This is a genomic window from Actinoplanes sp. CA-142083 (assembly GCF_050942195.1).
Taxonomy (GTDB): Bacteria; Actinomycetota; Actinomycetes; order Mycobacteriales; family Micromonosporaceae; genus Actinoplanes.
The window spans coordinates 5066901-5078770 of sequence record NZ_CP192076.1; the positions used below are offsets into that span (position 1 = coordinate 5066901).

Here is an 11870-nt window from a genome sequence, read left to right on the forward strand (position 1 = left end):
TAACGTCACCGCAGCCCGCCCGCCAGCAGCTGATACGCGGCGTTCCAGCGGAGTTCGCGGCGGATCGACGACGGCGAGCTGCCTGCATCGATCAGCACCAATTCCGTACGGGTCAGCTCGGCGAACTGCTCGACGACCGAGACGCCCAGCGAGGTGCTCAGCACGGTGTGGTGCGGACCGCCCGCCATCAGCCAGCACTCGGCCGACGTGGGCAGATCGGGGGCCGGCTCCCAGACCGCCGAGGCGACCGGGAGGGCGGTCAGCGCGGCGTCCGGCGGCACGACGTTGACGACGTTGCCGACCAGCCGGAAACGGTCGCCCATGTCACAGATCCCGACGACGACACCCGGGCCCTGCGCGGCGCTGAACTTCAGCCGTACGGGGTCCTCGCGGCCCCCGATCGACAGCGGGTGGATCTCCAGCGTGGGGCGGGCGGCGGCGATCGAGGGGCAGACCTCGAGCATGTGCGCGCCGAGGATGCGCTGCGGCCCGGGCCCGAGGTGGTACGTGTAGTCCTCCATGAACGACGTGCCGCCGGGCAGGCCATGGGCGGCGGCCTTGAGGGTGGCGAGCAGCATCGACGTCTTCCAGTCGCCCTCGCCGCCGAACCCGTACCCGTCGGCCATCAGCCGCTGCACCGCGAGCCCCGGCAGCTGCCGCAGCCCACCGAGGTCCTCGAAGTTCGTGGTAAATGCCCCGAAACCACCATCATTCAGGAAACGGCGCAGCCCCGCCTCGATCTGTGCTCCGTAGCGCAGCGACTCATGCCGGTCGCCGTCCTTGCGCAGCTCAGGCGACAAATCGTAAACGTCCGAATACTCCGCGACCAGGGCGTCGATGTCCGCCGCCGGCACCTCGTCGACAACCGCCACCAGGTCATTGACGCCGTAGGTGTTGACCGAAACGCCGAAATGCCGCTCCGCCTCGACCTTGTCGCCCTCGGTCACGGCCACGTCGCGCATGTTGTCCCCGAAGCGAGCCAGCCGCAGCGACTTCATGGTTGCCACCGCGATTGAGGCCCGCACCCACTCGCCGACCCGCGCGGCCGTCCGCGGCTCGGACGCGTGCCCCGCCACGGTCGTGCGAGCCACGCCGAGCCGGGTCTGCACATACCCGAACTCCCGGTCGCCGTGCGCGGCCTGGTTGAGGTTCATGAAGTCCATGTCGATGGTCGCCCACGGCAGCTCCCGGTGCGCCTGCGTGTGCAGGTGCAGCAGCGGCTTGCGCAGCGCCTCCAGGCCGCTGATCCACATCTTGGCGGGGGAGAACGTGTGCATCCAGGCGATCACCCCGACGCAGCGGTCGTCGGCGTTGGCGGCGATCATGACGGCGCGGATGCCGGCCGCGTCGGTGAGCACCGGGCGCCACACGATCGGGACCGGGATGTCCGGCGAGCCGTCGAGCTGTGCGACCACCTGCTGCGACTGCGCCGCGACCTGGGCGAGCGTGTCCTCGCCGTAGAGGCCCTGGCTTCCGGTGAGGAACCAGATCTCGCGGCTTTCGAAGGGGTTCATGCTCAGCCTGCCTCGCTCATTGGGGGTTGCCTTCGGTTTTCCGCCGCGGGGAGGCAGCGTTGCCGTAATAGGCGTCGGGACCGTTCTTGCGGCGGTAGTGCCGGCGGATCAGGTGCTCGGGCGGCGTCGCGGCCGGGTTGAGCGCGAGCGTGTGGATCGCGATCTCGGCGACCGCCTCGCAGACGATCGCCGTCTCGAGCGACTTCATGGCGGTCGCGCCCCACGTGAACGGCCCGTGCCCGGCGGCGAGCACGGCGGGCACCGAGAGGCAGTCGCCGTCGAGCGTGTCGAGGATCGCCAGGCCGGTGTTGCGCTCGTAGTCGGTCTCGCACTCGGCCGGGGTGAGGTCGCGGGTGCAGGGGATCGGCCCGTCGAAGTTGTCGGCGTGGGTGGTGCCGAGCACCGGGATTTCCCGCCCGGCCTGGGCGAACGCCACCGCGTAGGTGGAGTGCGTGTGGGTGATCCCGCCGATCGCCGGGAACGCCTGGTAGAGCAGCCGGTGAGTCTCGCTGTCGACGGACGGCTTGAGCGTCCCGGCCACCACCCGCCCGGTCTCGATCTCGACGGTGACCAGGCTCTCCTCGTCGAGGCGGTCGTAGGGCACCCCGGACGGCTTGATCACGTAGACGCCGGCGCCGCGGTCGACCCCGGAGACGTTGCCCCAGGTCAGGGTGGCCAGCCCGGCGGCCGGAATGCGCCGGTTCGCCTGCAGCACCTCGCGCAGCAGGTCCCTCATGAGAGGGCCTCCCGCCGGATCTTGCGCAGCCGCCGCATGACGTCGTTGCCGTGCCGCCCGAAGTAATCCACCAGACTTCGATATTCGCGGTACAGGGCGTCGTATCGATCGGCGTTGGCGGCGTCGGGCTGCCAGGCGTCGCGGGTCACCCGGCCCATCGCCGCGGCGGCCGCCCGGATGTCCGGGTAGGCGCCGGCCGCGACCGCCGCGTGCAGGGCCGAGCCGAGCGCCGGCCCCTGGTCGGAGTCGAGCACGTTGATCGGCATCCGGACGACGTCGGCGTAGATCTGCATGATCAGCGGGTTCTTCTGCAGGCCGCCGGTGACGATCAGCTCGGTGACCGGGACGCCCGAGTCGTGGAACGTCTCGACGATCAGGCGGGTGCCGTAGGCGGTGGCCTCGACCAGCGCGCGGTAGATGTCCTCGGGGCGGGTCGCCAGGGTCTGTCCGAGGATCACGCCGGAGAGCTCGTGGTCGACCAGCGGCGAGCGGTTGCCGGAGTGCCAGTCCAGCGCGATGAGACCGTGTCCGCCGACCGGCTGCCGGGCGGCGAGCTCGCTGAGCTTCTGATGTTTTTCGTCGGCGTCGCGGCCGTAGGAATCGGGAACGCCGTTCTCGACGAACCAGCCGAAGATGTCGCCGACGCCGGACTGGCCGGCCTCGTAGCCCCACAGGCCCGGGATGATCCCGCCCTCGACCACGCCGCACATACCCGGGACCTCGCGCAGCACGTCGCCGCTCATCACGTGGCAGGTCGAGGTGCCCATGATCATCACGAGCTGGCCGGGGTCGACCGCCTGGGCCGCCGGCGCCGAGACGTGCGCGTCCACGTTGCCGACCGCCACCACGACGCCGGGGTGCAACCCCATCCAGGCGGCGGCTTCGGCGGTCAGGGTGCCGGCCGCGGCGCCGAGTTGCCCGATCGGCACGTCGAGCTTCGTCGCGGCAAAATCGGCGAAGTCCGGATTCAGGGCTTCGAAGTACTCGGCCGACGGATACGCGCCGTCCACGAACTGGCCCTTGTAGCCGGCCGTGCACGCGTTGCGCAGGTAGACGCCGGTCATGCGCCACACGATCCAGTCGGCCGCCTCCACCCAGTAGCGGGTGGCCGCCCACACCGCCGGGTCCTCCTCGAGGACCTGCAGCGCCTTCGCCAGCTCCCACTCCGAGCTGATCAGGCCCCCGAAACGGCGGAGCCACGACTCGCCCCGTTTCGCCGCGAGCTCGGTGATGCGGTCGGCCTGGGGCTGCGCCGCGTGGTGCTTCCACAGCTTCACGTACGCGTGCGGATCGTCCTTGAATTGATCGAGATCGCAGAGCGGGGTGCCGTCCTCGAGCGTGGGCAGGACCGTGCAGGCGGTGAAGTCGGTCGCCAGCCCGATCACCTCGGCCGGATCCACCCCCGCGTCCCGCAGCGCCGCCGGGACAGCGTTCTTGAGCACGTCGAGGTAGTCGCCCGGCACCTGCAACGCCCAGTCCGGCGGCAACGGCCGGTCGTTCAAGATCCGGTCAACGACGCCATTGGCGTACGCGTGAACGGCGGAACCCATCTCGGCGCCGTCACCGACCCGGACGACCACGGCCCGGCCGCTCAGCGTCCCGAAGTCGACGCCGATCACGAAACTCATGCGCGCTTCTCCTTGTTCTCCGGCGGGGCGACGGTGGCGCGGGGGATCAGGACCGGCTCGACCAGCGCCGACTCGGCCGTGTTGACGCCGGTCGCGAGCTGGTCGAGCAGCAACCGCACGGCCTGCCGGCCGACCTCGGCGAACTCCTGCCGCACGGTGGACAGCCCCGGATGGAAGTAGCCGGCCTCGGGCACGTCGTCGAAGCCGACCAGGCTCACGTCGTCCGGGATGCGGCGGCCCTGCTCGGCCATGGCCCGCATGATCCCCAGCGCCACGTGGTCGTTGGCCGCGAAGATCGCCGTGCAGTCCGGGATCCGCGCGAGCATCCGCCCGCACTGGTAGCCGGACGCCGCCGACCAGCCGGCCCGGGCCATCGGCGGCGCGATCGCACCCGCCTCGGCGAGCGCCGCCCGCCAGCCCTCCTCGCGGGCGCGGCTGCCGTGCCACGGCTCGGGACCGGCCACGTGCCACACCGTCTTGTGACCGGCCTCCAGCAGGTGGCGGGTGGCGAGCAGGCCGCCCGAGTACTGGTCGACCGACACGTTCGCGCAGTGCCACTCGGGCAGCCCGTCCACGGTCACGATCGGCACGCCGCCCGGGACCAGCCGCATCGCCTCCTCGGCCGCGTCGACCGGGGCGATGAACACGAGACCGGCCGCGCCCTGCTGGACGAGCCGCTCCACGATCCGGCGGGACGCGGCGGTGGCGTCGTACCCCGCCACGTGCCCGACGGTGAGGGACAGGTCGGCGCCGAGCGCCGCCTCGCCGATGGCCTGCACCATGCTGGACGGTCCGTACAGCGTGGTGTTCTGGGCCACCACGCCGATCACGTTGGACCTTCCGGTCGCCAGCACCCGGGCCGACAGGTTGCGCCGGTAGCCGAGCTCGGCGATCGCGGCCAGCACCCGGGTGCGGGTGGTGGCCGACACGTGCGGGTGCCCGTTGAGCACCCTCGAGACGGTCTGGTGCGAGACGCCGGCGCGGGCCGCGACATCGGACATCACGGGCCCGCGCTGCGGCGGGGGGAGTGCGGTCATGTGTCACTCGTGCCGGCCCGGCGGCTCAGCACCGCCTGGAGGATGACCACCACCAGCAGGAACGCCCCGGAGACGACCTGCTGCACGTAGGAGTTGAGGTTGGCGCCCTGCACGATCAGGTTTTGGATCACGAACAGCAGCAGCACGCCGGCCAGGGTGCCGACCATCGAGCCGACGCCGCCGGAGAGCAGCGTCCCGCCGATGACCACGGCCGCGATCGCGGAGAGCTCGTAAGCGTCACCGATGCGCGCCTCCTGGCCGCCGCCGGAGAGCGCTGTGGTGAGGATGCCGGAGAGGCCGGCACACAGGCCGCTCACGACGTAGACGATGGTCTGCGTCCGCTTGACGGGCAACCCCATCAGCTCGGCGGCGCTCTGATTGCCACCCACTGCCTGAACGGACTGTCCAAATGGGGTTCTATTGAGCGCCCACCAGCCGATCCCGAAGACCGCCAGCATGATCCAGACCGGGGTGCCGATGGTGGCGAGCGAGCCGGTGCCGAGGGCCTCGAAGGCCAGGCGCCCCTCGATCCGCGGGTGGTCGTTGCCCTCGTGGGTGATGTAGAAGACCAGGCCGCGCACGCCGGTGAGCCCGGCCAGCGTGACGATGAAGGCGGGCAGCCGCCACCGCGCGATGATCAGCCCCTGGATCAGGCCGACCAGGCCGGCCGCGAGCAGCGCGTAGAGGACCGCGATGAACGAGCCGCGCGGCGCGTACATGGCGCTGATGATCGTGGCGAGCGCGTAGGTCGAGCCCACCGACAGGTCGATGCCCCCGCTAATGATCACGAAGGTCATGCCGGCCGCGATGATCCCGATGAAGCTCGCGGCCAGGGCCACATTGCGCAGGTTGTCGAGCTTGCCGAAGCTCGGCACGAGCAGCGTTCCGAACAAGACCACGATGACGAGTACGGCCACAGCACCGTTGCGCGAGATCAGTGACGTCAAGGCCCGCGCCCGGGCCCGGGCGGCCTCACGCCCGCCGTGGTCGGCGGCGACCGCCACCGGTGCGTGTTTGGTGGTGGTCACCTTGAGCTCCTTGCCGGGCGCTGGATGTAGACGGCGGCGATGATGATCACGGCCTCGACCATGCGGGCCACCGAGTCGGGCGCGTTGTGCGAGACCAGCGTGGTCTCCAGCATCTGCAGCAGGATCGCGCCGGCGACCGTGCCGAGGATGCGGACCCGGCCGCCGTTGAGCGACGTGCCGCCGACGACCACCGCGGTGATCGCGGACAGCTCCATCAGCAGGCCGATGTAGGACGGGTCGCTGGCCCGCAGCCGGGCCGTCGCGATCACGCCGGCGACCGCGGCGAGCGTGCCCGAGATCGTGTAGACCACGATCAGGGTTCGGCGCACCGGGAGGCCGGCGAGGACGCTGGCGCGCCGGTTGCCGCCGATGGCGAGCAGCCGGTAGCCGAAGGCCGTGCGGCGGACCAGGAACGAGACGCCGACCGCGACCAGGGCCGCGACGATCATCACGTACGGGATGCCGAGGAACTTGCCGAGCCGGATCTCCTTGAAGAACGGCACGAACAGCTCGACCAGGGCCCCGCCGGTGATCACCAGGGCGATGCCGCGGCCGGCCACCAGCACGCCCAGTGTGGCGACGATCGGCTGCACCCGGGCGAACGCGACGACAAGGCCGTTGAAGATGCCGACCAGCAGGCCGGCCACGACCGCGCCGGCCATCGCGACGCCGATCGGCGAGCCGCCGGTCACCAGCTTGGCGAGAACGGCGCTGGCGATCGCCATGGTGGCGCCGACCGAGAGGTCCACGCCGCCGGTGCCGATCACCAGGGCCATCCCGAGCGACACGATGATCACCGGAGGCACCTGCGAGAACAGCAGCTGGATGGTCTCCACCGTGAGGAAGTTGGTGGTGGCGATCGCGTTGTAGGCGATCAGCAGGACCAGGGCGATGTAGACGCCGTGTTCCCGGGCCCAGGTCGCCGTCGCCGTGCGATCTTTCAAGGTGGCGGTCAAGGTCGTCATTTGGCGGCCTCTTCGAGCTGCTCCGACGCGGCGTCCGCGATCAGGTCCATGATCTTGTCCTCGGTGATGTCGTCGCCCACGAGGCGGCCGAGCTGGGCGCCGTCGCGCAGCACCACGACCGAGTCCGAGCCCTCCACCACCTCCTCGAGCTCGCTGGAGATGAGCACCACGGCCATCCCCTTCTCGGCCAGCTCGGCGATCAGGGCCTGCACCTCGGCCTTGGCGCCGACGTCGATGCCCCGGGTCGGCTCGTCCAGCAGCAGCACCCGCGGGTTCAGGCAGAGCAGCCGGGCCAGCAGCACCTTCTGCTGGTTGCCGCCGGACAGCTCGGAGACCTTCTGCTGCGGGCCCGACGCCTTGATCCGCAGGCGGGTCATGAACGTCTTGACGATGTCGTCGACCCGCTTGCGCGAGACCAGGCCGGCCTTGGTGAGCTGGGGGAGCGCGGCCAGTCCGATGTTGTCCCGGATGGACATGTCCGGGATGATCCCCTCGGCCTTGCGGTCCTCGGGGAGCATCGCCACCCGCTCCCGGATCCGGGAGGCGGGCGTCTGGTGGGTCAGCGCCTTGCCGTCCACCTGGATGTCGCCGGAGTCCAGCGGCAGCGCGCCGAAGATCGCCTTGGCGGTCTCGCTGCGGCCCGAGCCGAGCAGGCCGGCCAGGCCGACCACCTCGCCCGGCCGCACGACCACCGAGACGTCCTCGAGGATCAGCCGGCGGTTCAGGTGCTCGGCCTTCAGCACCGGCTCCGCGTCGGCTATCTCGCGCTTCTGCAGCTTGGTGCGGCCGCTCTCGTCCAGCTCGGCCGCGTCCCGGCCCAGCATGCGGGCGATCAGCTGCCGCCGGGTCAGGTCCTTCGTCGGGCCGGTGGAGACAAGCTTGCCGTCGCGCAGGACGGTGACCGTGTCGCAGGCGCGGAAGACCTCGTCCAGCTTGTGACTCACGTACACGATGGCCACGTCTTTGGCCTTGAGCTGGGCCACAAGATCAAGGAGGAGGTCGACCTCGCGCGGTTCGAGCGAGCTGGTCGGCTCGTCCATGATCACGACTTTGGCGTCGGACTCGATGGCCCGGGCGATCGCGACCATCTGCTGGATGCCCAGGCCGAGCTCGCCGAGCGGGCGCTTGACGTCCGCGATGATGCCGTAGCGCTTGAGCGCGTCGGCGGAGTCGCGGTTCATCTTCTTGAGGTCCAGCGAGCCGAACCGGGTCGGCTCGCGGCCCAGGAAGAAGTTGCGGGCGACGCTCAGCTGCGGCGCGAGATGCACCTCCTGGTAGATGGTGGCGATCCCGGCGTGCTGGGCGCTGCGGGGCGAAGCGAAGGCCACGTCCTCGCCCCGCAGCTGCACGGATCCGCTGTCCAGCTGATACACGCCGGTGATCAGCTTGATCAGCGTCGACTTGCCAGCGCCGTTCTCGCCGACGAGCGCGTGCACTTCACCGGGAAACAACTCGATTGAGACGTCTTCCAGAGCGCGCACTCCCGCGAACCGTTTGCTGGCCGACGTGACTTTGAGGATCGGGCTGGTCACCGGCGTGGACATCAGTAGGCCTTGCCGGAGCTCAGGGCCTCAGCGGCGTTGGAGCTGTCGTACTGGTTGTCGGTCGTGATGGTCACGGCCGGGGCGCCGTCGCCGTTCACGTACGCCTCGAGCGCGGCCTGCGCGGCCGGGCCGAACGCGGGGTTGGACTCGATCACGGCGTCGAAGTTGCCGTCGACGATGGCCTGCACGGCGCCCTTGGTGCCGTCGATCGAGACGATGTGCACGTTCTTGATGCCGGACTTGCCGGCGTCGTCGAGCGCGGCCAGGGCGCCCAGGCCCATCTCGTCGTTCTCGGCGTAGATCGCGGTGACGTCCGGGTGGGCGCGCAGCATCGTCTCGGTGACGCTCTTGCCCTTCTCCCGGGTGAAGTCGCCGGTCTGCTGGAAGACGACCTCGATGCCGGAGGCGTTCTTGGCCTTGAGCTGGTCGAGGAAGCCCGCCGTGCGGTCGTCGGTGACGTTCACGCCGGAGGCGCCGAGCAGGATCGCCAGCTTCGCCTTGCCGTCGGTCGCCTTGATCATCGCGTCGGCCGCGCGCCGGCCCTGCTCGACGAAGTCCGAGCCCAGCTGCGGGCCGACGTCCTTGCAGCCCTGCACGCCGGTGATGTTGCGGTCGACCGGGATCATCGCGACCTTCTTGGTCTTGGCGTACGCGATCGCGTCACCGAGGCCGGTCGAGTTGATCGGCGAGAAGATGATCGCCTTCGCGCCCTTGTCGATCATGCCCTTGATGTCGCTGTTCTCCTGCTGAACGTTGGACTGCGCGTTCGTGGTGAGCAGCTTCCAGCCCTTGGCCTTGGCGGCCTCGATCTGCGACTTGGTCGAGGCGATGCGGAACGGGTTCGCCTCCTTCTCCGACTGGGCCCAGCCGATCGTGTCCTTGGTGAAGTCGATCTTGGCGATGCCCAGGTCGGCGCCCTTGCACAGCGGCCCGTACTGGGCGGAGACGCCCTCCGGCTTCGCGGTGGTGAGAAGCTCGGTGCCGCCGGCCGCGGTGATCGCCGCGGGGACACCGCCGGCGTTGGCGGTGCCCAGTGCGGTGGCGACCGGGGCCGCCGAGCTGTCGTCACTGGTCGAGTCGCTGTTGCTGCCGGTGCTGCAGGCGGTGAGAAGTGCCGCGGTCGCGACCACGGAGGTCGCGACGGCGATCCTGCGACGTGCCTTCATGCGAAATCGTCCTTTGCGCTGGGTGAGAGAAGAACCCGGGGGAGCGGGCGGGACCGCCGCCTGGTGCGCTGTTGGCGGGCGAAATTGTGAACGCAAACATCCACGCCGCATGCACGCGCTGTCAAGGTCCAGCTACAGCGACGTTACTCGTTCGTGACATTGAGCCGCCGCCGCCTTGACGAGCCGAAACCGCCGCTTGACAGGGTTTCCGGAGGTGGTGGATGGTGTCCACGGTGTATCGGCAACGTTTCAGATCAACTGATCTTGTTGATCGTTGTTGGCGGGCCGTTGTTAACGATCTCAGAATGGGCAGCCTATCGTCCGCCATCACTGCCTCCCCACCCGGCGCCCGGCAGCCGCGGTGGCCCTCCGTCATGCCCGCCCACAGCGCCCCACCTGCGGCACGCCTCACCGCACCGGCCGCCCGCGCTGCCCCATACCGCCCGCGCCGCCGCCCACGCTGCCCCGCCTACTGCCCGCGCCGCCGCCACCCGCCGCCCACGCTGCCGCCACCCGCCGCCCACGCTGCCGCCCCCGCCGCCCGCGCTGCCCACGCTGCCCCGCCTGCCGCCCGCGCTGACCCGCCCGGTCGTCCTGCCGACCGGCCGGCGCCACCTCGCCCCCGCCTCGTGATCTTGATGAGTTCGGGCTCGGTGCGTGCGGCAGTTCATCAGGGCTGCCCAGCGTCTGCGTGGCCGCGCGCCGGCGTGGCTGCCTGCCCGGCCGCCGCCCTGCGATCTTGATGAGTTCGGGCTCGGTGCGTGCGGCAGTTCATCAGGGCTGCCCAGCGTCTGCGTGGCCGCGCGCCGGCGTGGCTGCCTGCCCGGCCGCCGCCCTGCGATCTTGATGAGTCCGGGCTCGGTGCGTGCGGCAATTCATCAGCGGTGCGCAGCGCCCGCCCGTCGGCGTATGCGGTTAGGCGTGCCTGCTCAGGTGGACGGGGTTAGTGGCTTGGTGCAGAGGACGTCGGGCATCGGGAGGTACCCGCGTGCCTGCCAGAAGCGCAGCCCGTCGGCGTTGTCCGGCATCACGAGCAGGTTGATCCGGGGGCAGCCCAGCGCGGCCAGCCGGGACTCCAGCTCGGACACCAGGCGCGAGGCGATACCCGAGCGGCGCCGGGCGGGATGCACGGCCAGGCGCAGGATCCAGCCGCGCCGGCCGTCGTAGGTGCCCATCACGACGCCCACCACCGCGCCGTCGATGGCGGCGACCAGGAACAGCTCGGGGTCGCGGGTCAGCTTCGCGGCAAGCTCGGCGCGGGGGACGATCTCGCGGCCGGCGGCCTGCCAGACCGCGAGCACGGCGTCGTAGTCGGGCCAGTCGAAGGAGCGGATCTGCACGGCCACACGCTATCCGACTGCGCCGTGACAATGACATTACGGGAGAGCGGTCGGGTCCACAATCGGATGAGCGGCCGACTGCACGAGACCGCCGTGAATGGCTAAAGTCGCCCGCCGGGAAATGGCAGCACGGGGTGGAGGAAATGTGGTGCGGGTCGCTGTTCAGATCGCGCAGGAGCTGGCCGACTATGACGTCGTCCGGAGGGCGGCGAGCGAGGCCGAGGCGCTCGGGGTGGACGCCATTTTCAACTGGGACCATTTCTTTCCGCTGGGCAAGGACCGGGCCGGCAAGCACTTCGAGTGCTGGACGATGCTGGGGGCGTGGGCCGAGTCGACCGGGCGGGCCGAGATCGGGGCGATGGTCAGCTGCGTCTCCTATCGCAATCCGGATCTGCTGGCCGACATGGCCCGGACGGTCGACCACATCAGCGGCGGCCGGCTGATTCTCGGGATCGGGGCGGGGTTCCGCGATTGGGAGGCGACCGAGTACGGCTACGAGTTCGGGACGCCTGCCCAGCGCGTACGGGAAATGGGCGAAGCCCTGCGACGGATCGAAAGTCGCCTCGCCCGGCTGAACCCACCGCCCACCCGGCGGATCCCGATCCTGGTGGCGGCGGACGGACCGCGGGCGCTGCGGCTGGCGGCGCGGCACGCGGACATCTGGCACACGTTCGCCGACGGCGAGTCGCTCAGCCGCAAGTCGCGGCAGCTCGACGACTTCTGCCGTGAGCTCGGGCGCGACCCGGCCGAGATCGAGCGCTCGTCCTTTGTGGAGGGCGACCCGTGGGAAGTGGGGCCGGAATTGCTCCGGCGCGGGATCGGTATGGTCACGGTGATCGTGTACGGGCCCGAATACGATTTCGGCGAGCTGCGCCGCTGGCTGGCATGGCGGGACGAAAGGACCACGTGAGC

At 70.4% G+C, this 11870-nt stretch carries 10 protein-coding genes; 1 reads left to right on the forward strand and 9 read right to left on the reverse strand.

Features of this window, described 5'->3' with window-relative positions; translation table 11 throughout:
• Positions 1-5: 5 nt before the first annotated feature.
• The 9 genes from araA to ACQPZX_RS23200 form a co-directional block, all read right to left on the reverse strand.
• Complete coding sequence (gene araA, locus ACQPZX_RS23160; RefSeq protein WP_433384099.1) at positions 6-1514, reverse strand: L-arabinose isomerase; 1509 nt, start codon at positions 1512-1514, stop codon at positions 6-8.
• Between the two features lie 16 nt (positions 1515-1530).
• Entirely contained in the window at positions 1531-2250 is a 720-nt protein-coding gene (gene araD, locus ACQPZX_RS23165) for an L-ribulose-5-phosphate 4-epimerase AraD (protein WP_433384101.1), read from the reverse strand.
• On the reverse strand, positions 2247-3878 hold the full coding sequence (gene araB, locus ACQPZX_RS23170) for a ribulokinase (protein WP_433384103.1): 1632 nt from the start codon (positions 3876-3878) through the stop codon (positions 2247-2249). Before araB ends, araD begins: the two co-directional genes overlap by 4 nt.
• The gene (locus tag ACQPZX_RS23175; protein WP_433385397.1) at positions 3875-4879 is read right to left on the reverse strand and encodes a LacI family DNA-binding transcriptional regulator; all 1005 of its coding nucleotides are present in this window, start codon (positions 4877-4879) and stop codon (positions 3875-3877) included. Before ACQPZX_RS23175 ends, araB begins: the two co-directional genes overlap by 4 nt.
• 32 nt (positions 4880-4911) lie before the next feature.
• Positions 4912-5943, reverse strand: coding sequence for an ABC transporter permease (locus tag ACQPZX_RS23180; RefSeq protein WP_433384105.1), 1032 nt, complete (start codon positions 5941-5943; stop codon positions 4912-4914).
• Positions 5940-6908 carry an ABC transporter permease gene (locus tag ACQPZX_RS23185; protein WP_433384107.1) on the reverse strand — a complete coding sequence of 323 codons (969 nt, stop codon included), beginning with the start codon at positions 6906-6908 and terminating at the stop codon, positions 5940-5942. The genes ACQPZX_RS23180 and ACQPZX_RS23185 overlap by 4 nt, the downstream gene beginning before the upstream one ends.
• Complete coding sequence (locus tag ACQPZX_RS23190; RefSeq protein ID WP_433384109.1) at positions 6905-8452, reverse strand: sugar ABC transporter ATP-binding protein; 1548 nt, start codon at positions 8450-8452, stop codon at positions 6905-6907. Before ACQPZX_RS23190 ends, ACQPZX_RS23185 begins: the two co-directional genes overlap by 4 nt.
• Entirely contained in the window at positions 8452-9618 is a 1167-nt protein-coding gene (locus ACQPZX_RS23195; protein ID WP_433384111.1) for a substrate-binding domain-containing protein, read from the reverse strand. Before ACQPZX_RS23195 ends, ACQPZX_RS23190 begins: the two co-directional genes overlap by 1 nt.
• 929 nt (positions 9619-10547) lie before the next feature.
• Complete coding sequence (locus ACQPZX_RS23200) at positions 10548-10958, reverse strand: GNAT family acetyltransferase (protein ID WP_433384113.1); 411 nt, start codon at positions 10956-10958, stop codon at positions 10548-10550.
• Between the two features lie 148 nt (positions 10959-11106).
• Between ACQPZX_RS23200 and ACQPZX_RS23205 the strand changes: the two genes are divergently transcribed.
• Positions 11107-11868: an LLM class F420-dependent oxidoreductase gene (locus ACQPZX_RS23205; protein WP_433384115.1), complete on the forward strand. Its 762-nt coding sequence runs from the start codon at positions 11107-11109 to the stop codon at positions 11866-11868.
• Positions 11869-11870 lie beyond the last annotated feature (2 nt).